The organism is Telluria sp. ZB4P36, assembly GCF_059685865.1.
In genome coordinates this window covers 104532-126364 of the sequence record NZ_JCASIE010000013.1, presented here as the reverse complement: position 1 = coordinate 126364, position 21833 = coordinate 104532, and the positions used below count along the sequence as shown (strand labels likewise).

At 66.3% G+C, this 21833-nt stretch carries 18 protein-coding genes; 14 read left to right on the top strand and 4 right to left on the bottom strand.

All coding sequences use genetic code 11. The features are described from left to right. Positions 1 to 72 precede the first annotated feature (72 nt). A complete protein-coding gene (locus tag AC56LK_RS17260; protein ID WP_497185710.1) occupies positions 73 to 1554 on the bottom strand; it encodes a glycoside hydrolase family 10-like protein in 1482 nt (493 codons plus the stop codon). A gap of 117 nt (positions 1555 to 1671) precedes the next feature. Between AC56LK_RS17260 and AC56LK_RS17255 the strand changes: the two genes are divergently transcribed. Further along, on the top strand, positions 1672 to 2874 hold the full coding sequence (locus AC56LK_RS17255) for an AGE family epimerase/isomerase (RefSeq protein ID WP_497185709.1): 1203 nt from the start codon (positions 1672 to 1674) through the stop codon (positions 2872 to 2874). Then, the gene (locus AC56LK_RS17250; protein WP_497185708.1) at positions 2871 to 3818 is read left to right on the top strand and encodes a carbohydrate kinase family protein; all 948 of its coding nucleotides are present in this window, start codon (positions 2871 to 2873) and stop codon (positions 3816 to 3818) included. The genes AC56LK_RS17255 and AC56LK_RS17250 overlap by 4 nt, the downstream gene beginning before the upstream one ends. Positions 3819 to 3853: 35 nt before the next feature. On the opposite strand, the gene AC56LK_RS17245 is transcribed toward AC56LK_RS17250, so the two are convergent. Both AC56LK_RS17245 and AC56LK_RS17240 read right to left on the bottom strand, forming a co-directional pair. After that, the gene (locus AC56LK_RS17245) at positions 3854 to 4555 is read right to left on the bottom strand and encodes an N-acetylmannosamine-6-phosphate 2-epimerase (RefSeq protein WP_497185707.1); all 702 of its coding nucleotides are present in this window, start codon (positions 4553 to 4555) and stop codon (positions 3854 to 3856) included. Further along, on the bottom strand, positions 4552 to 5313 hold the full coding sequence (locus AC56LK_RS17240) for a GntR family transcriptional regulator (protein ID WP_497185706.1): 762 nt from the start codon (positions 5311 to 5313) through the stop codon (positions 4552 to 4554). Before AC56LK_RS17240 ends, AC56LK_RS17245 begins: the two co-directional genes overlap by 4 nt. Positions 5314 to 5519: 206 nt before the next feature. Between AC56LK_RS17240 and AC56LK_RS17235 the strand changes: the two genes are divergently transcribed. From AC56LK_RS17235 to AC56LK_RS17195, 9 genes are read left to right on the top strand one after another with little or no spacing between them, the layout of a single operon-like run. Next, on the top strand, positions 5520 to 6776 hold the full coding sequence (locus AC56LK_RS17235; RefSeq protein WP_497185705.1) for an ABC transporter substrate-binding protein: 1257 nt from the start codon (positions 5520 to 5522) through the stop codon (positions 6774 to 6776). After that, entirely contained in the window at positions 6773 to 7690 is a 918-nt protein-coding gene (locus tag AC56LK_RS17230) for an ROK family protein (protein ID WP_497185704.1), read from the top strand. Before AC56LK_RS17235 ends, AC56LK_RS17230 begins: the two co-directional genes overlap by 4 nt. Further along, positions 7687 to 8553, top strand: coding sequence for a carbohydrate ABC transporter permease (locus AC56LK_RS17225; RefSeq protein ID WP_497185703.1), 867 nt, complete (start codon positions 7687 to 7689; stop codon positions 8551 to 8553). Before AC56LK_RS17230 ends, AC56LK_RS17225 begins: the two co-directional genes overlap by 4 nt. A 1-nt stretch (position 8554) precedes the next feature. Continuing rightward, entirely contained in the window at positions 8555 to 9403 is an 849-nt protein-coding gene (locus AC56LK_RS17220) for a carbohydrate ABC transporter permease (RefSeq protein WP_497185702.1), read from the top strand. Continuing rightward, positions 9400 to 11928: a glycoside hydrolase family 38 N-terminal domain-containing protein gene (locus AC56LK_RS17215; protein WP_497185701.1), complete on the top strand. Its 2529-nt coding sequence runs from the start codon at positions 9400 to 9402 to the stop codon at positions 11926 to 11928. Before AC56LK_RS17220 ends, AC56LK_RS17215 begins: the two co-directional genes overlap by 4 nt. Then, positions 11925 to 13430, top strand: a complete 1506-nt coding sequence (locus tag AC56LK_RS17210) for a DUF4127 family protein (protein ID WP_497185700.1) — start codon at positions 11925 to 11927, stop codon at positions 13428 to 13430. Before AC56LK_RS17215 ends, AC56LK_RS17210 begins: the two co-directional genes overlap by 4 nt. Then, positions 13421 to 15004 (top strand): FAD-dependent oxidoreductase, encoded by a 1584-nt coding sequence (locus AC56LK_RS17205; RefSeq protein ID WP_497185699.1) that lies wholly within the window; start codon positions 13421 to 13423, stop codon positions 15002 to 15004. The genes AC56LK_RS17210 and AC56LK_RS17205 overlap by 10 nt, the downstream gene beginning before the upstream one ends. A 10-nt stretch (positions 15005 to 15014) precedes the next feature. Further along, the gene (locus AC56LK_RS17200) at positions 15015 to 16112 is read left to right on the top strand and encodes an ABC transporter ATP-binding protein (protein WP_497185698.1); all 1098 of its coding nucleotides are present in this window, start codon (positions 15015 to 15017) and stop codon (positions 16110 to 16112) included. Further along, positions 16109 to 16981 carry an aldose 1-epimerase family protein gene (locus AC56LK_RS17195; protein WP_497185697.1) on the top strand — a complete coding sequence of 291 codons (873 nt, stop codon included), beginning with the start codon at positions 16109 to 16111 and terminating at the stop codon, positions 16979 to 16981. Before AC56LK_RS17200 ends, AC56LK_RS17195 begins: the two co-directional genes overlap by 4 nt. On the opposite strand, the gene AC56LK_RS17190 is transcribed toward AC56LK_RS17195, so the two are convergent. Next, positions 16978 to 18414, bottom strand: coding sequence for a DUF3370 family protein (locus AC56LK_RS17190; RefSeq protein ID WP_497185696.1), 1437 nt, complete (start codon positions 18412 to 18414; stop codon positions 16978 to 16980). The two genes, AC56LK_RS17195 and AC56LK_RS17190, sit on opposite strands and share 4 nt — an antisense overlap. A 425-nt stretch (positions 18415 to 18839) precedes the next feature. On the opposite strand from AC56LK_RS17190, the gene AC56LK_RS17185 reads away from it, so the two are divergent. The 3 genes from AC56LK_RS17185 (at position 18840) to AC56LK_RS17175 (ending at position 21826) form a co-directional block, all read left to right on the top strand. Further along, the gene (locus tag AC56LK_RS17185; RefSeq protein WP_497185738.1) at positions 18840 to 20690 is read left to right on the top strand and encodes a putative bifunctional diguanylate cyclase/phosphodiesterase; all 1851 of its coding nucleotides are present in this window, start codon (positions 18840 to 18842) and stop codon (positions 20688 to 20690) included. Positions 20691 to 20711: 21 nt separating this feature from the next. Continuing rightward, entirely contained in the window at positions 20712 to 21350 is a 639-nt protein-coding gene (locus AC56LK_RS17180; RefSeq protein WP_497185695.1) for a response regulator transcription factor, read from the top strand. Between the two features lie 101 nt (positions 21351 to 21451). Then, positions 21452 to 21826, top strand: a complete 375-nt coding sequence (locus tag AC56LK_RS17175) for a response regulator transcription factor (RefSeq protein ID WP_497185694.1) — start codon at positions 21452 to 21454, stop codon at positions 21824 to 21826. Positions 21827 to 21833 lie beyond the last annotated feature (7 nt).

Sequence of the window (21833 nt, the reverse complement as noted above, 5' to 3'; positions counted from 1 at the left end):
ATTGTTATGCACCAAGCTCAAAAATACGCCAAATGGTCTAAAAGGTCAAACACAATCTAGACCACATTGGTATTATCTTGGCGGGCGCTGCACTTGCATCATGTCTTGCCGGCGGTCTACGAGCACTTCCACCTGCCGGAAGCGCGTGTCCAGGCGCAGGGATGTGGTGCGCGGCGTCAGCGCATCCAGGTAATGCCAGGTCGCTCCGTCGTGTCCGATGGCGCGGTAACGACCGGCAGGTAGCGCCGGAATGGCCCAGGATTGCTTGCCGGCCCGTACAGCGCCGCTGCGGCGCAGGGGCAGCGATGGACGGCGCCAGCCTGCCGGGAAATGGGGCGAACGCGCCGTGCCGCTGGACTTGTAGAAGGCGCTCAACTCATTTGGAAACAGATCGAGCACGCCGCGGCTGAACCACAGCACATGGCCGCCATTCCCCTGCTTGCGCGCAAGCTCGATCGAGCGGCGCAGCTGATCCCAGTCGGAATCGGGTCCGTCGCCGACGATGCGGATTCCGGCCAGCAGATCGCGCTGGCGGTTGCCGCCCGAGCTGCGAACCACCGCCACCTGGTCGAGCCAGGTGGTCTCGAAGGCGGCATAGCTCATGCGGTAGGCCTGTGGGATGAATTCGTCCCAGCGCGGCGCGTCTGGAGAAATCGCTGCCGGTTTCGTCGCTGCGTTCCAGCCGCTCCAGCGCGACCAGTCGAGCAGATAATTATCCCAGGCCCAAGGATGAATGCCGGGGCTAAGCGAAATCACCAGTCCTGGGCGGCGTGCCCGCACTTCGCTCACGAACTGCTTGGCGAACTCGTCGATTTTCGCGGCGCGCCAGCGCATCCATTCCGGATCCTTGTGGTCCTCGGGCGGCTGGCGCCCGCCATGTTCGGCCGCATAGACCTGCCGGGTATAGTCGTCGTAGCCCATGGTGACGTAAGGCCAGACGATGCGGTCGTCGAGTTGCACGCCGTCAAGGTCATAGCGGTCGACGGCTTCCAGCACCAGGTCGAGCAGGAAACGGCGCGCCTCCGGATGAAGGGGATTAAGCCAGACGAAACCGTTCGGCGCCACTTCACCACCCTTGAGGTCACGACTGAGCCATTCAGGTTTCTGGCGCCTCAGGTCGTTCATGGTGTCCTTGTAGGCGGCCATGAACCCGTATTCAAACCAGGAAATGTAGACCAGTCCGTTGCGGTGGGCCTCGATCAGCGTTTCCTGCACCAAATCGCGTGCCGGCGCCGTGCGCTGGACCTCGCTGTCGCTCGGATCCTGGGGCATTGACGGCGGACGCTGGCGCACACCGATGGTACGTTCCAGCACCGTCGAGGGGAACTGGGTGTAGCCGTTTTTCCAGCTTTCCACGTAGACCGTATTCAGGCCGATCTCGCGCAGGCGACGCATGCTCGCGGCGCTGTCTTCGGGCGTGCGCAGGGCGCTGTTGGCAGTCGTGGTCAACCACGTGCCGCGCACCTCGGTCTCTGCCGCGTACGAACTACCCGTGAGCAACGCCAGGGAAACGGTGATAACGAAGCCGCCGGCCACCGCCTTGAATACGGACATAAAATTCCTTTCGATAAAACTAGACCTATTTGGATTGACAATAGTACCATTGGATCAGTTCCAAGAATCAAAGGTACAGAAAGTTTTTTGGCCGCCCACCATTTTCTTGACATCAGCATGCCCCAATCCCAAAACTTCCATTCGATTCCCTTCCTCGAGCAGCACATCCGCGACACGATGGCCTTCTACGACGGCCGCTGCGTCGATCCCGACGGGGGCTTCTTCCACTATTTTCTCGACGACGGCACGGTGTACGAGCGCGAACACCGTCACCTGGTGAGCAGTACCCGCTTCGTGATCAACTACGCCAAGGCCGCGCGCTACTTCGGACGATCCGACTATCTTGCGCTGGCGCGCCACGGAATGGATTACCTGGAGCAACGCCATTACCAGCCTGCCACCGGAGGCTATGCCTGGACCCTGCGCGGCAACCAGGTGGAAGACGCCACCAACCACGCTTACGGCTTGTGCTTTGTGCTGCTGGCCTACGCAGAGGCGCTCAAGAGCGGCGTCGCCGGAGCCGCCGCCGGACTGGAACGGGCCGACGCCCTGCTCCGTGCGCGCTTCTGGGACGAGGAACAGGGTTTGCTGGTGGACGAATACAACGCGGATTTCAGTGTTCTTTCTCCCTACCGTGGCCAGAACGCGAACATGCACGGCTGCGAAGCCCTGCTTTGCGCTTATGAGGCCACCGGCGAGACCAGCTTCCTGATGCGTGCCGAACGCATCGCCGACAGCGTCACCGGCCGCCTGGCCGAAGAGGCGGGCGGCCTGATCTGGGAGCACTACGATGCGCGCTGGCGCATCGACTGGAACTACAACCGCGACAACCCCAAGCACCTTTTCCGCCCCTGGGGCTTCCAGCCCGGACACCAGGCCGAGTGGGCCAAGCTGCTGCTCATCATCGACCACCTGCGTCCGGATCGGGCGCTGGTGCGGCGCGCACGCACGCTGTTCGAGCGCGCCGTGGCAGCCGCCTGGGACCCGGTCAACGGCGGCCTGGTCTATGGTGTCGATCCCCACATGGCCGTGTGCGACAGCGACAAGTACTTCTGGGTCCAGGCCGAGAGCCTGGCGGCGGCTGCGCTGCTGCACGAGCGCACGGCAGATACCGGCTATCTGGACTGGTACCGGCGCCTGTGGGAGTACAGCTGGGCGCACCTGGTCGACCACCGCCACGGTGCGTGGTACCGCATCCTCGACGCGCAGAATCGCCCCTACAGCAAGGAAAAAAGCCCGGCCGGCAAGACCGACTACCACACAATGGGCGCATGCTTCGAGGTGATCGACAGCCTGCGACGCCAGCGAGCAGGCGCATGAAGCCGCTGCTTGCTTTCGGTGAAGCCTTGATCGACCTGCTTCAGGACCCGGAGCAGCCGGGACTCTTCCATCGCCATGCGGGCGGCGCCCCCGCGAACGTCGCGGTCGGATTCGCCCGCCTGGGCGGCACGGCCGCGTTGATGGGCATGCTGGGAAGGGACGGCTTCGGCGATTTCCTGGCAGCGGAACTGCGCCACTACGGCGTCGGTGAGGCATGGCTGCGGCGCACCGCCGCCGCCCCGACCGCACTCGCGGTGGTCTCGCTGGATGCGCGGCGCGACCGCGCCTTCAGCTTCTATCGCCCGCCGGCGGCCGACCTCCTGATGAATGCCGACCTGGTCGATCCGGCGGCCTTTCGAGGCGCGCCCTGCTTCCACTGGTGCTCCAACAGCCTGACCCACGAGCCGGCGCGCGGCGCCACCCTGCGTGCGCTGGCGCTGGCTCATGCGCATGGCTGCCTGGTCAGCCTCGACGTCAACTGGCGCCCGGGCCTGTGGCCGACCGGCGAGGACGCGCGCACTGTGCTCTGGCCGTTGCTGCAGGAGGCGCACCTGCTGAAGTTCAGTGCCGATGAATGGGCGTGGCTGGACGCTCGCGGCGGACTTGCGCGCCATTGCTTCGAAGGGCGCGCGGAACTGATCGTGATTACCGACGGCGGCGCGCCGGTGCGCACCCTCACCCGACAAGGTGCCGCATGCCTGCATCCGGTTCCGCCTTGCGAGGTGGTCGATAGCACCGCCGCCGGCGACGCCTTCGTGGCAGGGCTGCTTTACCGGATGTGCAGCCAGGACCTGGAGCCGGCGGGGGTGGCGGCCCTGGCGGCGAATCCGGACTGGCTGGCCGTACAGGTCGGCTTTGCCGCGCGCTGCGGGTCCCTGGCCTGCATGTCCTACGGGGCGTTTGCCGCCTTGCCGAGCATGGAGCAGGTGAGTCGGGCCCTGTAGGCCCACGGCCGCCCACAGGGCGGCCTGCTGCGTTTCTATGACGCGGCCGGCCTGATCTCGCCCGCCATCGCCTGCGCAAACCACTGCGTGATCAGCTCGGTGCGCGTGATCGCGGTGCCGACCGTGACAGCCCAGGCGCCGCAGCGGCGCGCTTGCTCGACGTGACGCGGCGTATGGATCCGGCCTTCCGCCATCACACGCGGCATGCGCGCGGCCAGGCGGCTGATCAGTCCGTAGTCGGGCTCTTGCGGCACGGGACCGCCGGTGTAGCCGGACAGCGTAGTGCCGATGATGTCGAAGCCGAGGGAGTGGGCGGCCGCGGCATCCTCGTCGGACGAGCAATCGGCCATCGACCAGGCGCCGCCGGCGCGGATGGCGCCGAGCAACGCGGCCAGCGGTTCCGGACGCACCCGCTGGGTCGCGTCCACCGCCACGATGTCGGCGCCGGCGGCGATCAGGGCCACGACGTCGTGCACGAAGGGCGTAATGCGCACCGGCGAATCCTCGAGGTCATATTTGACAATGCCGATGATGGGCACATCGACGTGCGGACGCACTGCCGCCAGACGGGCCGCACCCTCGATGCGTACGGCGCCGGCGCCCCCCAGCACGGCGGCCATGGCGAAGCGCTTGACCACGTCGTGGTCGTCGAGGGGGCCGTCGTCCACCGGCTGGCAGGACACCACCAGCTTCCCGGCCATGCGCGCGTCGAGCGCCTGATCACGGTGGCTCGTCATGCTTGTCCGTCCTCAGCCAGTGAATCGGGCATCACCGGGCGCAGCATGTCGACCTCGAAGCGGTAGCGGTCGGCCCGGTACAGGCTCTTGCCGTATTCGAAGATGCGGCCGTTGCTGGCGGTAACCTGCCGCTCTACCAGCAGCGCCGGGCTGAAAGGCGCGACGTCGAGCAGGTCGGCCTCGTCCTCGCTGAGCACCGTGGCGTGGATCTGCTGGGTGGCCGACTTGATCGTGAGCTTGTAGTTGCGTTCGATCAGCTCATACAGGGAATGTGTTGCAAGCAGGCTGGCATCGAAGCCCGGCAACTGCTCCTGCACGAGCCACACGGTCTCGAGCGCCATCGGCTCGTCGTTGGCGAAGCGGAGGCGGCGCAGTTCAATGGCGTTCGCGCCAGGAATCATCCTGAGCTTGTGGGCCAGCTTGGCACCGGCCCGTACGACCCGGGTCGACAGCACTTCGCTGGACGGCGTCAGGCCGCGCTCGCGCATGTCTTCCGAAAACGAGATCAGCTGGAATTGCTTGACCAGAGCCTGGCCGGACACGAAGGTGCCCGCGCCCTGCTTGCGCTGCAGCAGGCCCTCCTTTTCCAGCTCGCGCAGGCTGCGGCGCAGCGTTTCGCGCGCCACCCCGAGCCGCTCGCTCAACTCGCGCTCGGACGGCAGGCGTACACCCTCCCCGTTCTGCTGGATCATGCTGAGCAGGCTCTGCTTGAGCATGTCGCGCTTCTGCGCGCGGTCCGGTTTGTCAACTTTATCCAACACAATGTCCTCGCATCGTAGGCCGGCACGGCACCAGCATCCAGTTCATTCTAACATCAGGTTTCGAACAAAACTAGACCAATTTTTTAATTAGTTTGCAATTTTAACGCCGTTAGCCGGTGAAATTGGTATAAAAACGAAAAAATATTCGCTAGTTTCCGTACCATTGGTATATGATCCACCCATCCTCAGCCCTGGAATACGCCATGCCCTCCCGTCTTGCCTGTATGCTCGGACGCATTTTCGCCGCCCTGCTCTTGCTGGTCTGCCAGCAGGCGGGCGCGCAGCAGCAAGTCCGCTTCTGGACCATGCAGCTATCGCCTTTCCATGACGAGTACGTGCTGCGCGTGATCCGGGACTTCGAACGCACCCATCCCGGCGTCAAGGTAAGCTGGACCGACGTTCCCTGGGCGGAGATGGAGCGCAAGACGCTGGCTGCGGTGGCCGCCGGCACCGCACCCGACGTGGTCAATTTGAATCCCCAGTTCGCCGCCAAACTGGCCGAGTTCGGCGCCCTGGCCGATCCGGCACGCTACCTGACCCGGGAAGACATCGCCGCCTACCTGCCGGCGGCCTGGAGCGCGAATAGCCTGGACGGCAAGGTGTTCGCCCTGCCGTGGTACCTGAACACCAACCTTACCCTGTACAACCGGGCGCTGCTGGCGCGCGCGGGCGCCGTCGTCCCCATTCGCCTGTCCGGCCTGCCGACTAGTGCGCGCCGCATCAAGCAAGCCACCGGCCAGTATGCCTACTTCCCCGCACTGGACGGCAGCAGCCCTCTTGAAGCCCTGGTCGCGGACGGCAACCGGCTACTGAGTCCCGATGGCTGCAGCGCCGGCTTCATCGATGAAGGCGGCGCGCGCGTGCTGGCCACCTACCGCATGCTCTACCAGGACGGCCTGGTCCCGAAGAATGTGGTGACCGAAGGCCACCGGAAGGCGGTCGAAATGTTCCTTTCGGGCCAAGTCGCGATGGTCAGTACCGGCATGCAATTTCTCGGCTACATCAAGAACACCAATCCGGGGATCTACCGCGACATCGGTGTGGCGCCGCAGATCGGGGCCGACGGCGCCCCGCCCAGCATTGCCGCCATGAATGTGGCGGTGCTGGAGCGCTCGCCGGCAAAGCGCGCCGCCTTCGACTTCGCACGCTTCCTGACCAATGCCGCCAATCAGGTCGCGCTGGCACGCCGCGTGCCGGTGCTGCCGTCGACGCGGGCCAGCTACGATGATCCCTTCTTCTCGAGCGCCTTGGGGGATCCGCTGCTGGAAAAGGCGCGCGACCTGTCGGTGCGCCAGGTCCTGCGCGGCGCCGTGCTGGTTCCGCCGGTGCGCAAGTACAGCAAGCTGCGCGTCAGCTATGCGCGCGCCCTGCAGTCGGTCATGCTGGGCAAGCGCAGCGCCGAGGATGCGCTGCGCACCGTTGACGCGGAATGGCGAGCCGTGCTGGGGTGCGGCGCATGAGCGGCGCCGTTTACGCACTGGACGTCGGCGGCACCAAGATTGCGGCCGCCCTGGTCGGGCTCGACGGAAGCTTGCTGGCCGAGGCGCGCCGCCCCACTGGCGCTGCGGGTGGCGCCGCCCAGGTGCTGCGCAACATGGTTGCCGCCCTCGATGAGCTGGATGCGCGTGCGCGCGGTTACGCCCCCCTCGGCATCGGGATTTCGGCGGCCGGCGTGATCGACAGCGCCAGCGCGCGCGTGCTCGACGCCACCGACGCCATGCCCGGCTGGGCCGGCACCGACCTGGCGCATGAACTCGGGTCGCGTTTCGGTCTGCCGGTGGCCGCCGCCAATGATGTACATTGCGCCTTGCTGGGCGAGCTCGCGCACGACCCGGCGCTGGCGGTCCACCGCGGCCTGGTCGCCATGCTGGCCTTGGGAACCGGCCTGGGCGGAGCCCTGGCGCTCGACGGCCGTCCGCTCGGCGGGCGCCATGGCCTGGCCGGCCACTACGGCCGCACGCTGGCATGGGATCCCGTCACCGGCCTCCCTGCGCCACTGGATGATCTCGTTTCCGGAAGTGCGCTGGCCCGCTTTTACCGGCATGCCGCGCCCGCGCATCCCCCCTCGGCAACCGTGGACGGCGCCGCAGTGATGCAGCGGGCCGCAAGCGGCGAGCGCGCCGCTTGCCAGGCCGTCGACACCTGGCTCGACCAGCTGGCCCTGCTACTGCACAACTTGTACTGGAGCCTGGATCCCGACGTCGTGCTGCTCGGCGGTGGGGTGCTGGACAGCCGCAGCCAGTGGTGGGACGCCCTGCTCGAGCGTCTGCAAGCCCGGCGGGTGCCGCCCGTGCTCGCTCCCGCCCTGCTCGGCAACGGCGCCGGAGTGCGCGGCGCCGCCCACCTGATCCTCGACCGTCTGGAATCCGCATGACCGCCCCTCGTCACCCGCTGTTGCCCTACCTGTTCCTGCTGCCGGCCTGTGCGATCCTGGGCATGTTCGTGCTGTATCCGGCGCTGCAGGCGATCTTCCTCAGCTTCACCGACTTCAACATGATCACCACTCCTCGCTACGTGGGGATGGCGAACTACCGCAACCTGTGGCACGACCCATTTTTCTGGTCGGCCCTTCGTCACACCCTGCTCTACCTGGCGGTGGTGGTCCCCCTTCTGGTGACGCTGCCGATCTTCCTTGCCATGCTGGTCAATCGCTCGCTGCCGGGCATGACCCTGTTCCGCGCGGCCCTCTACCTGCCGGCTATTACCTCACTCGTGATTAGCGGACTGGTGTGGAAGTGGGTGTATGAGGAAAAGGGAATCCTGAACTATTTCCTGATCGCCTCCGGTGTCACCGACAGCCCGGTGGCCTTCCTCACCGACCCTGGCACGGCGCTGTTCAGCGTCATGGCCGTCACGGTCTGGAGCGGCATGGGCTATTACATGGTGATCTACCTGGCCGGCTTGCAGTCGATCCCGCGTCACCTGTACGAAGTGGCCGAGGTCGAGGGCGTGAGCAAATGGCAACAGACCCTCCATATCACCATCCCGCTGCTGCGCCCATCCATCGCGGTGGTGACCGTGATGTCGTCGATCTCGGCCATGAAGGTGTTCGAGGAAGTCTATGTGATGACCCAGGGCGGGCCGCTCGACGCCAGCAAGACCCTGGTGTTCTACCTCTACCAGTCGGCATTCGAGGAATTCGAAATGGGCTACGCGGCCGCGATTGGCGTGGCGCTGTTCGCGATCACCCTGGTGTTCTCCCTGATTAACCTGCGGCTCCTCGAAAGGCGGACCTGACATGACGCTCACCTCTTCCGGCTCGCGTAGCCGCCTGTTCGGTGTACTGCTTCGCTACGCCGGTCTGCTGGCGGCCACCGCCGTCACGGTCGGGCCATTCCTGTGGCTGCTCTCGACCTCGCTCAAGCCGGCCGCGGAGAACATCCTTGCCTATCCGCCGCGCCTGCTTCCCGAGGCGCCCACGCTGGACAACTATGCACGCGTGTTTGCAGCCCAGCCTTTCCTGACCTACCTGAAGAACAGCGCCATCGTGGCCGTGATGGCCGTCAGCTGTAACCTGCTGTTTTCCTCGCTTGCCGCGTATCCGCTGGCGCGCATGCGCTTTCGTGGCCGCGGGTTGATCCTGGCGGTGCTGCTCGGCTCGATGATGATCCCCTTCCAGCTCCTGATGATCCCGGTCTACAAGCTGGCCATCGGACTCGGCCTGCATAACAGCTACCTGGGCCTGGTGCTGCCGCATGCCTGCACCGCCTTCGGCATCTTCTTCATGCGTCAGGCCTTCGCTGCCCTTCCGGCCGCGCTCGAGGAGTCCGCGTTGATGGAAGGAGTGTCGCGCCCGCGCATCTGGTGGTACGTGCTGCTGCCGCTGGTGAAGCCTTCGCTTGCCACGCTGGCCGTGTTCAGCTTCATCGCCGTCTGGGGCGACTTCCTGTGGCCGCTGATCATCATCGACCAGCCTTCGCTGTTCACGCTGCCGCTGGGGGTCAACCGTCTGTCCAGCACGTTCTCGCTCGATTGGCGTCTGGTGGCGGCGGGCGCCGTGTTCTCGGTGCTCCCGATTCTGGTGTTCTTTGGCTTCACCCAACAATATTTCATCGAAGGCGCATTGAAAGGAGCCGTGAAGGGATGAGCAGTATCGACAAACGCAGGCCGGTCGGGGTCGTTGTCCAGACCCATTGGGACCGTGAATGGTATCTCCCTCACCAGAGCTTCGTTGCGCGGCTCTTGCAGGTGATGGAACGCGTCGCCGGACAGCTCGAGGCGGGCTGCCTGCACAGCTTCTTGTTCGACGGCCAGACCGCCGCCCTGGAAGACCTGCGGTCCCATGCCGAGCCGGCGCTGATGGCACGCGTCGACAAGCTCGTCGCAGCCGGCCGGATCGTGCTCGGCCCCTGGTATGTGATGGCCGACCAGACACTTTGCAGCGGCGAAGCGCTGCTGCGCAACCTCGAGATCGGCACCGCCGACGCCAACCGCGCCGGAAAGTGTCAGCAGGTCGGCTACCTGCCGGACACCTTCGGCCACATTGCCCAGATGCCCCAGCTACTGCGCAACTTCGGCATCGGCACGGCGGTCCTGTGGCGCGGCATCGACCACCAGCACGCGGAGTTCGACTGGGTCGCTCCGGACGGGAGCGTCGTGGGCGGAATCTTTTTAACCCAAGGCTATTACCAGCATCCACTTAATGTGCCCGACTGGCGCGCCGCGCTGGACGCTTACCTGGAACAGATCGCGCAGCGCAGCCTGGCGCCGGATCTGCTGCTGACTCAAGGCGGCGACCACCTGGCGCCGCACGCAGGGGTGCAAGCGCGTATCGCCGAGTTCAATGCCACCCAGGACCGCTACGATCTGGAGCAGGACACGCTGGCGGGCCACGTCGAGAAGGCCTTGAATGCGAGCACCGGGCGGCGCGGCGCCGTCCGCGGCGAACTGCGCCAGAATGCGCAAGCCTTCGTGCTGCCCGACGTGCTTTCAACCCGACGCCATCTCAAGCGCCTGAACCAGGAGGCCGAGGACCGCCTTCTGGGCCTGGTCGAACCGCTCTACGCCCAGCTGGCGCTGCCGGGTGAGCACCCGGAGGCCTACCTGCTCGGTACGTGGCGCCTGCTGTTGCAACAGCATGCCCACGATTCGATCTGTGGCTGCAGTATCGACGCCGTGCACGAAGAGATGCTGACCCGCTACGCCCAGATCGGGCAGCGCCTCGAGGCGCTGGTCGAACGCGCCTGCGCGGCGGCCGGCATGCGCGCGCTGGCCGCCGCCGATGGCGATCCGTTTGTAGACGACACTCGCTTCACACTGTTCAATCCCCTTCCCCAGCCTCTGGCGGGCTGGCATGAAGTCAGCGTATTCCTGAAAGGCGATGCAGCGCCGGCGCTATCGCTGTCCGGCGCGGACGGCGCGCCCCTCGAACATGTGCTGCTGGAGACGGCGCCGCATCGGGTACTGCGCTCGCCGCTTGACGATTTCCCCGACATGCTGACAGGCCATCTGTATACGCTTGCGATCCGCGCCGATCTGCCGGGTCTGGCGGCGCTCGCGTGTACCGCGGAACGAGCAGTCGAAGCCGCGCCAGGGGAGCGCTGCGCCGGGCGCATCGAAAACTCCGGACTGCGCATCGACTTTGAGAACGGAGCGCTGGTCTGGACCGACAAGGAGAGAGGCGTCACGATCCGCGATCCTTTGCTGGTGCTGAGCGAGCTCGATGCCGGTGACAGCTACAACTTCTCGCCACCTCCGCGGCAGCAGCGCAGCCTGCTCGATCGCTTTACGTTGGACGGGGTGCGCATTCTGGCGGGCGTGCAGGAAATGCGCCTTGCACTGGAACTGGAGCTGCCCGCCGGGCTCGACCCCGCACGGACCGGCGCCGCGGACGAGCGGGTGGTGTGCCGCGGAACGCTCCGCCTGCGCCTTTGGGAAGGCCAGGCAGGCCTCGATTGCCGGCTCGAATGGGACAATCGCGCTTGCGACCAGCGTACCCGCCTGCTATTCCGGCTGAACGACCTGGTTGAGCGCAGCTGGAGCGATGGTGGCTTCCACTGGCAAGATCGGCCGCTGGTGCTCGCCGACTATCCGCAAGCGCCCTCCCGTCGCGAAATGCCGGTATGCGTCAACCCGTCGTGGAGCGTGGCGGCAGCCGGCGGCCTGGCCGTCGCCCACCGCGGCCTGCAGGAATTCGAGCTGGTCGATCTCGACGGCAGCCGGTTCCTGGCACTGACCCTGGTGCGCAGCGTTGGATGGCTCTCGCGGCGCGACCTGGTTACGCGTGGCGTCGGCGCTGGTCCCGACCTGGAGGCCCCGGGCGCACAATGCCTCGGCCCAGACCTCGCCCAGTTCCGCGTGGCTGCCATCGACGAAGGCGATCATGCCGGGCCCTTGATGCTGGCGCGCGGCTTGCGTCAGCCGGCCGTCCTGCTGCCGGGCCACACGGTGAACTGGCGCACGCCCTTCGAGGTCGGCGACCTCCGCTTGCAGGTGAGCGCCCTGCGCCGCATCGCCGACGAGGACGAGTTGCGCGTCTGGAACCCCTGCGCCGAGAACCTGCATGCCGGCGGCCTCGCGGGCTGGCGCAGGGTGCGCGCCGACGGCGAGCCGGACGCGGGAGGATTCGAGATCGCCGCCCACGCCATCGCCACCTTCCGGAGGCCGCGATGAGCGCGCGCCGCATCGTCGCCCTGCCGGTCGATGGCCGCCCCGTCGTGCGGGCCCAGGTGCAAGCCTTGGTCGCCACGGCCGGCTGGGAACTGGCGATGCCGGACCTCGCCGACCTGGGGCATCTGCGCCAGCCGGCGGACCGCGGCCGCCTGGCAGCCTGGCTGCGGGCAGAGGGTCCCGGCGCCGCCGGCTTCGTGCTCTCGCTCGACATGCTGGCCTACGGAGGCCTCGTTCCCTCGCGTTTCATCCCGGACAGCCTGGACGCGCTGCAGCGCCACCTCGACCTGCTGCCGTCACTGAAAGCCGCGCATCCCGGTGTGCCTGTGTATGCCTTCGCCGCAACCATGCGCATCTCGAACAACGACGTCAACGAAGAAGAGAAGGAATACTGGTCCGAATACGGCAGCCTGATCTGGCGCTGGTCCTTCCTGAGCGACCGCAGCGTGGAACTAGGCGAGCCGGCCGATGCCGCTGCCGCGCGGGCGGCGGCCGATGCGATCCCCGCGGCCATTCGCGAAGACTACCTGGCGACGCGCGCCCGCAACGCGGCCTTGCTCGATCGGGCGCTGGACCTGGTCGCCGACGGCACCATCGACCGGCTGGTGCTGCCCCAGGACGACACGGCGGAATACGGCCTCAACATCGCAGAGCGGCGCCGGCTGGAGGGCCGGGTCGCGCAACTGGGCCTGGGCGACCGGGTCGCGATCTATCCGGGCGCGGACGAAGTCATGCACACTTTGTGCGCACGCATGGTTACCACTCTGTCGGGCGCAGTGCCGCTTTCCTTCCACCTGCATTGCAGCGATCCGGCGCACCTGCCGGCACTGCGCGCCCTGTACGAAGACCGCCCACTGATGGCTGCGGTAGCGAGCCAGGTTGAGGCCGTAGGCGGACGCATCGCCGCCAACGCCGAGGAAGCCGACGTGATTTTGGCGCTGCACACCTCCGGACCTGCTCAGGGCGACTGGGCAATGCAGAAACCCTTGCCGGCGGCGGCGCCGCTGGACTCGGGCTGGCTGACCGGGTTGGCGGCCTGGCGCGCGGCCGGCAAGCCGGTGGCGCTGGCCGACCTGGCCTATGCCAATGGCGGCGATCCGGCAATGGCCGGCGCGCTGGCCGAGGTCGTGCCGCTGCGGGAACTGGCTGCCTATGCGGGTTGGAACACCGCAAGCAACAGCCTGGGCAGCCTGCTGTCCCAGTGCGTGCTGGCACGTGCCGACTACGCCGCCCCAGCCAACCGTGCGGTACTGTGCCTGCGCCTGCTGGAAGACCTGCTGTACCAGGCGGTGCTGCGTCAGGCCGTGCGCCTGGGTGCACCGGATGGCGCATTTGGCGCCGCAGCGCTGCGCGAACGGGTGGACCGGACCTTCACCAGCCACGCGAACGCCTGGGCCGCCGGACATGGACTCGGGTATGCGGTGTCCCGGGTCTGGCTACCCTGGGATCGGACCTTCGAAATCGGCATCGAGTTGGTGCCTGCGGGAGACGTGTCATGCCAGTGATTCAGACCGAGATCGCCGTCATCGGCGCCAGCCTGGGCGGCGTGGCCGCCGCCTGGCGTGCCGCCAGCGCCGGCAGGCGCGTGGTCCTGGCCGCCGAATTCGACTGGATCGGCGGCCAGCTGACCAGCCAGGGCGTGCCGCCCGACGAACATCAGCTGATCGAAAGCAGCGGTGCCAGCGCGGGCTACCTGGCGCTGCGCGCGGCGATCCGCCGCCACTACCTGGAGCATCCGGACTTCGTCGACAACAGCGTCATGACCGAAGGCTGCAACCCGGGCGACGGATGGGTGAGCCGGCTATGCGTGGAGCCCGCCGTGGCCGCCGCCTGCCTCGAAGATCTGCTGGCGCCGCTGGTCGCGGACGGGCGGCTGCGCATCCTGCGTGGCGTTTCGCTGCAGGGCGTGCGCCGCGCAGGCCGCCGTATCGAAGCGGTGCTGCTGGCCGGTCCCGGCGGCGAGCCGACCGAGCTGCGCGCGCCATGGTTCCTGGACGCTAGCGACACCGGCGCCCTGTTGAGCGCGGCCGGCCTGCCCTACCGCATCGGCAAGGAAGCGCGCGCGGAATTCGGCGAGCCGGATGCGCCTGTACACGCCGCACCCGGCGACCAGCAGCCGGTGACGATGGTCATGGCCCTGCGGCGCGGCCGCCAGGCCGGGCCGGCGCGTCCGGCGCCGCCCAACTATTCGGCTTGGCGCCGCTACTTGTTGCCGCATTATGGCTATCCGCTGTTCAGCGAAAACCTGCCGGGCAGCCGGCGCGGCGAAGCGGTGCGCCTGCCGCTGTTCGCGCCGGCCGAGACCAGCCCCCAACTCGACTGGTGGCGCTACCGGCGCGTAATATGCGCCCACAACTGGCGCAGCCCGCGTGACGAAGTCTCGCTGGTGAACTGGGCGCAGAACGACTACGCGCTTCACTCCCTGCTCGACGGAGCGCTGGAAGAATCGGCGGTGGTCGAGGGCGCGCGCAATCTGTCACTGTGCTTTCTCCACTGGTTGCGGACGGAAGCTCCGCGACCGGATGGCGGACAGGGCTACCCCGAGCTGACGCTGGCGCCCGACGTGCTGGGCACGTCCGATGGCCTGGCCCAGCAGGTGTACGTTCGCGAATCTCGCCGTATCGTCGGCCTCGACTGCCTGACGCAGACCGACATCGCGGCCGGTACGAACCCGCTGGATCCGGTAGAGCGGACCGACAGTGTGGGAGTGGCCTGGTACAACATGGACATCCATCCGACGGTGGAATCGGGCCATGGCGTCAACGGCAGGGTCAGGCCGTTCTGCCTGCCGCTGGGAAGCTTCATCCCGCGCGATGCCGACAACCTGGTCCCTGCCAGCAAGAACATCGGCGTGAGCCACCTGGTCAACGCCTGCACCCGTGTTCACCCTGTCGAGTGGCTGGCCGGCGAAGTGGCCGCGTTGCTGGTCGATTTCGCGGCCGCCAGCGGCCAGTCCCTGGAGCGCATCCATGGCGACCCGGAACTGGGCGCGGCCCTGCGCCGGCGCCTGGAAGCGGCAGGCATCCCGACTTCCTGGGACCGCGCCGCGCTGGCGCGTCTGTCCCCTACATCTCACTGAAGCGACAAGCATGGCATCCCTTTCCCTGCAAGGTATCAAGAAGAGCTTTGGCCAGATCCAGACCATCCACGGCGTGGACCTGGACATTGCGGCCGGAGAGTTTGTGGTGTTCGTCGGCCCATCGGGCTGCGGCAAGTCGACCCTGCTCCGCATCATCGCCGGCCTGGAAGATGCCTCGGACGGCCGCATCCTGGTCGACGGCGCCGACCTCACCGCGGCCGCGCCCAGCGCGCGCAAGGTGGCGATGGTGTTCCAATCGTATGCACTGTACCCGCACATGAGCGTGCGCGACAACCTCAGTTTCGGCATGCGCATGCGCAAGGTCGACAAGGCCGTGATCGCGCAAAAGCTGAAGCGCGTGGCCTCGATGCTGCGCCTGGAAGCCTACTTGGCCCGCAAGCCCGGCGAGCTCTCGGGAGGCCAGTGTCAGCGCGTGGCGATCGGGCGCGCCCTGGTACAGGAACCATCGATCTTCCTGTTCGACGAGCCGCTGTCCAATCTTGACGCCGAGCTGCGCCTGCGTATGCGTATCGAGATCGCCGCCCTGCACCGGGAGGTCGGCAAAACCATGATCTACGTGACCCACGACCAGGTCGAGGCCATGACCTTGGCCGACAAGATGGTGGTGTTGCGCGACGGCCGCGTCGAGCAGGTCGGCCATCCGCTCGCCCTGTACGCCAACCCGTGCAACGCCTTCGTGGCCGGCTTCATCGGCTCGCCGGCGATGAACATGCTGGACTGCACATTAGGCACCGAAGACGGCCAGCCCGTGCTGCGGCTGGCCGACGGAGCGACCCTGCCCTGCGCGCTGGCGACCCCGCGTGGCAGCGGCCCTTGCTCGCTGGGCGTGCGTCCCGAGCATTGGCGGGTGGTTTCGGACGGAGCGGTCAAGGCCGAGGTTATCGCGCTCGAACGCCTGGGCCCCATTACCTATGTCCATGCGCTGGCCGAGGCAGGCGGCGCCAAGCTCTGCATCGAAGACCGCTCCGGCCGCGCTCCGCGCGCCGGCGCGCATATCCGGCTGATGCCGGCACCCGGCACTGCCTACGTATTTGACAGCGACGGCCGCACCATCTCCGCCGCCAAGCCACTGGACCTGGCGGGATGAGCGAACTGGTCTTCTCCAACGGTGCGCTGCGCTGTGTTGTGGCTACTCGCGGCGCCGAGCTGCGTAGCCTTCAAAACCCCAAGGCGCGCGAAGAATACCTGTGGCAGCGCGATCCGGAGGTGTGGAACGACAGCGCGCCGATCCTGTTTCCGGTGGTTGGCCGTTTGAAGGGCGGCAGCTACCTGCACCAGGGCCGGCGCTACCAGCTGCCGATCCACGGTTTCGCCCGCGACGCCGAGTTCGCAGTGCAGGAAGCGCACCCGCGTGGCGCGACGCTCGCGTTGTGCGAGTCACCGGCCACGCTCGCAGTCTACCCATTCCGTTTCATGCTGCAGGTCGGGTTCGTCCTCGACACGTATTGCCTGCATGTGCGGCTTCGCGTGCACAACCCGGGACAGGTAGCGCTGCCGTTCTCGCTCGGCGCGCATCCAGGCCTGCGTCTGCCGCCCCACCCCGGCGGCTGGAAGCTGACGTTTTCGGAAAAAGAAGACGCGCTCTGCTATCGCCTCGATGGCGACCTGCTGGCGCGTTTGCCCGAAGCACTTCCCCTGGCGGGCGGGCGCGAACTTGCGTTGACGCCGGACTTGTTCGCTCGCGACGCCCTGATCTTCAAGAATATCCGCTCGCAGCATGTGCGCCTGCAGCAGCGCAATGGACGTGTGCGCCTGAGCGTTTACACCGGCGGCGCTCCCAGCCTCGGCCTGTGGGCAAAGCCGGGGGCGCCTTACGTCTGCATCGAACCCTGGTTCGGCTACGACGACGATCCGGACGTCAGCGGGGAGCTGGTCAACAAGCCCGGCATCGTCGTCCTGGCGCCGGGCCAGGACTTCCAGACCGAATATGCGATCTGCATTCCACCTGCAACCTAATCAAGCGTCTCGACGACGAGCTGCTGGTTGGTGACGCCGAGGCCTGCGACATACACCAGCAGGCGCACATCCTGGTGGCTGCCGGCCGCGATGCGCCAGGTGCCGAGCACTTGTCGCGGCTGGGTCGGCGTAGTGAAGAGGTCGAGCTTGGCACCATTCAGGCCGGCTGCGGAATTGAAGGTGAATGAAGGTGAGTTGGTCGCGGCCGTGAAGCTCGATGCGAACGATAGCCGTACATTGCGTGCCGACGCACTGCCGTTGAACAGGCGCAGCGCGGCATCGTAGCGATGTCCGTAATTGCCATAGCTGCGATCGGCGGAATCGGCGAGACGGGTGTCGAAGGGGCTGGTCTGCTCCTGAAGCCGGCTGTTGTACTTGGCCGTCGTGTTGAATGCCAGCCCGAGAACCTGGCCGCCTCCCGCCGGCAGCACCACATTGGTGAGGCCGGTCGCTTCCGACGAGCCATATACACCGGCTTCGCGCCCGAAAGCCGTGGGGCTGGTCGAACGGATATCGCCCTCGGCCGGCAGTCCCTGGCTCTTGTTGATCGCGTCGGTGATGTTGCCGGTGGTGGTTACCACGGTGTACAGGAATACACTAGCGCTGGCACACACTTCGAAGCGTCCATCGCCCATATTGCTCGGTGCCATATTCAGCCTGGCGATCTCGGTGACCTGGCCTGCGCCCACGCTACGGTTGCTGAAATTGGTCAGAAAGGTGGCGTCGCGCCAATCCTTGGACACGAAGTAGCTCTGCCCTGTCGCCTTACCCGTCAAGGGCTTGGTGGAGTTGGTGTAGGCCGACCCCTTGGCGGAGACATTCACGCTCGCCGTTTGCGGATTACTGGCCAGCAGGTGCAGGTATGCCGTGCCGCCCGACTGGTTGATGTGGAAGAAGTAGGCTGGGAAACAGCCGCTCAGGGCATTGGCCGAGCCGCCGCGACTGAGGTCGCTGCGGCTGTTCTGCATGAGCCACCCGGGGCCGTTGTAGATTTCTGGATTATTACTTTTCCAGAATTTACTGCCTCCCAATGTCAGGCTCAGGGGTGCAAGACGGTCATCCGCGACCTTCTCGTTCTCGCCAAGGTTCCCGAAATACCAGACCTGCGCGGGATCCGGTGCGGACGCCACCGGGTCGGCGATCCAAGCCACATGTGAAGAAAAGAAATAGCCATCGGAGAAAGCGCATCCGGGTAAGGGATTGTCGAGCACTGCACGGTAATGGCCGGCGACTGAAGTCGAAGCACTCCCGGCCCCGAGCGAGATTCCATTGCCGACCCAGCATTTGTCAGCCGAGGGCAAGGTGGTTGAGTCGGCCGTACTACGTTTGAACCAGGTGGCGGTGTCGACGCGCAGCGTATCGGCCAGGGCGTCCATGCTCGCGCAAAGCATCATCGAGCCCAACACTGTTTTCACTTGACCAGAGAATTTCATGACGTCTCCTGTTGTACTTGGCGTGCCAGTGTAGGATGCCTTTTTCTCCTGCCAGTCATGAAATACTTCACCTCGAACATAATGAAAACGAATGACGCGATCCGGAGGAATTCCGCGATCTGCGGGCGCCTTCCATAACGCCGCCTGTGGCGGCGGCAGCGCTTTTCTCTACGTGCAAGCGGCTTCGCATTGCATACCGGCCTATACCGCACCAAAGGACAATATCGACAAGATGACAACGCACTTACAGTACTGACGAGAGTATCGGCCAAGCATCAGCTGCCGTCCCCAGGTCTGGAGAGAACGTCATGTTGTCGCACTATAGGCACCATAAACAATCCGGGGCAGCAGCCCCGCGTGTCCCTTCCCGCGTGCTGCGATTTTGGATCTGCGCCCTGTTGCTGGGAGCTGCGGGCTTGTCCGCTGTGGCGGCGGCCCGTGACACCACATGGCGCACGCCTGCGACGTACGCCGTCCTTGCGGGCGCTTGCCTGGTCTCGCTGCTGGCGTTGTTGGCCTGGTGCCGGCATGCGCGCGGCCGATGGTCGCTCGAAGCCAGCCGCTCGGTATGGAGTGAATTCCAGCAGCTCGCCGGCATCGGCAGTCTACGTTACCGTCTGGATGACGGTACCTGGCGTGCATCGCCGACCTTTGCCGGCCTCGCCGGCCTTGCTGCCTGCAGCGGGCGCGGCCCCAACGCATTTTTCGGCCTGCTGAGCAGACGCGACCAGGTTCGGCTTCGGCGTGCACTCAGCGCGGCCTGGATTGACGGCGACATGTTCGACTGCGACATGCTGCGCCTGCAGCTGTCCAATGGCGAAACACGCTGGGTGCACCTGCGCGCCAAGGTGAGCGACCGTGACTCGCGCGCGACCGTCCTGCTGTGCACGATCCAGGACATTAGCCGCCGCTGCCAGGACAGGGACGCGGCCGGCGATCCGGGTGCACGCGACGCGCTCACCGGGCTGCCCGGGCAGGGCACACTGGCAGCCCGGCTGGCCGTACTCCAGCGCGCGGCGCGCCAGCGTACCGCCCTGCTCATGCTCGACCTCGACCATTTCAACCTGTTCAACACCTCTCAGGGCAGCGATCTCGGCAACCAGCTCCTTCGTGCAGTCGCTGCGCGACTCCAGAATCAGCTCGGGCATGGCGGCCTGGTGACACGGGTGCGGGCCGACCGGTTCGCCGTACTTCTGACCGACCTGCCCTGGTCGCCAGCTGCTTCCCTTGACGCCGCACTCGGCAGCGCCGACAGCCTGCGCGCCGCGTTGGCCGAAACCTTCGCGCTCGACGGCGTGCGCCACGCCTGCACTGCCAGTGTCGGGATCGCGCTGGGCGGACCGGACGCCCCCGCGGTCCGGGAGCTGATGCGGCGCGCCGAGAGTGCACTGGCCCAGGCCAAGGCCGGCGGCCGCGACATGGTTCGCCTGTACGACCCGGCGATAGCGGCCGTGGAAGCGGCGCGTCGGGCCCTCGAGAACGACTTGCGGCTGGGAGTTGCCAACGGCCAGTTCGAGCTGTACTACCAGGCCCAGGTCGACCGCAACGGACATGTTCTGGGCGCCGAGGTTCTGGTGCGCTGGCACCATCCGCAACGTGGACTGGTGCCGCCCGCCAGTTTCATTCCCCTGTGCGAAGCCACCGGCCTGATCCTGCCGCTCGGGCGCTGGGTTCTGGAAACTGCCTGCGCGCGCCTGGCCGCCTGGTCACACGATCCGATCCTGGGCAGCCTGACACTGTCCGTCAATGTCAGCGCCTGCCAGTTCAGCGAGCCCGGCTTCGTTGAACAGGTCATGGCGGCGCTGCGCAACAGCGGCGCCGAGCCGCGTCGTCTGAAGCTGGAGCTGACCGAAGGCCTGCTGCTGGCGAATACCGACGGCGTGATAGCCACCATCCGCGCGCTGAAGGCGGCCGGCGTCGAAATTGCGCTGGACGATTTCGGCACCGGCTACTCCTCGCTCGCCTACCTCAAGCGACTGCCAATCGACCAGCTGAAGATCGACCGCACCTTTGTCGCCGATGTCCTGAGCCACCCCGGTGACTTGGCGATCGTGCGCACCGTGGTGGCGCTCGGATGCAGCTTCGGCCTCGAGGTTGTCGCGGAAGGCGTGGAAACCGAGGCTCAGCGGGCCTTGCTCACCCAGCTCGGATGCGGCGCGTTTCAGGGCGACCTCTTCTCGCGACCGCTGCCGCTGCCGGGCTTCGAGGAACTCGTGCGCGCACAGCAACATGCCGAAACAATGGTTGCAGTGGCCAGGGAAGATGCGCTATCGTGAGCGGGGGAGATGCGATGCCGCATGAATACACATGACCAGGAAACGAGCCGCGCGACCATTCATGTCGTCGACGATGACGCGGCAGTCCGCCGCGCGCTCGAGCGCCTGCTGGGCGCACGCGGCTTCACGGTGCGCAGTTACGACAGCGCCGAATGCTTCGCGCTGGCGCCGCCCTGCGACGCACCGGGATGCATCGTCCTCGACCTGAACATGCCCGGCCTCGACGGCCTCGGCCTGCAAGATCTGCTGGCACGCAGCGGCAATCCGCTTCCCATTGTCTTCCTTACTGGCGCCGGCGACATCGCCAGCAGCGTGCGCGCCATCAAAGGCGGAGCAGAGGATTTCCTTCCCAAGCCAGTCCGCGGCGAGCAGCTGTTCGCCGCGATCGAGCGCGCCCTCGCGCAGTACGACAGCAAGCGGCGCGAGCGCGCTGAACGCGAGGCGCTCGGCGCCCGTTTTGCCAGCCTGACCCCACGGGAACGCGAAGTCTTCGGCCTGGTGGTCCAGGGCCTGCTTAACAAGCAGATAGCGTATGAACTCGGCAATACCGAGCGCACCGTCAAGGAACAACGCCGCAGCGTCATGGAAAAGATGGGCGCTGGCTCTCTGGCCGAGCTGGTGGTCGCCGCCGCGCGCCTGGGGATTGTCCACGCCGGCTGAACCGGCCGCGCCGACCGTAGCGCATTGTACTAAGGTACAAATGTCAGACGCAGCGCTAGGGCCTACAGTAAAGCATCGACAAAGATGGCTTTTACTGCCCCATGGAATCTCATATCGCCCTGGTGGAGAACGACCTTCCCACTAACCGCGCCATCGCGCGCCTGCTGCGCATCAGCGGCTACACGATTACTCCGTACGTTTCCGCCGAGGACTTCCTGGCGTCACCGGCGCCGGAGCTGCATGACTGCCTGATCGCCGACGTCGATCTGGACGGGATGTCGGGAATCGAACTGCAATCGATCCTCCGCGAACGCCGTCCTCGGCTCCCTGTCATCGTCATCACCGGCCGCTGCGATCCCGAGGCGCAGGCCAGAGCCGAGGCGCTTGGCTGCAGCAGCTTCCTGCACAAGCCCATCGCGGCCCGCATCCTGCTCGACGCGATCGTACTGGCGCTGGCCGGCCGCCGTGTCACCTAATCGTTCA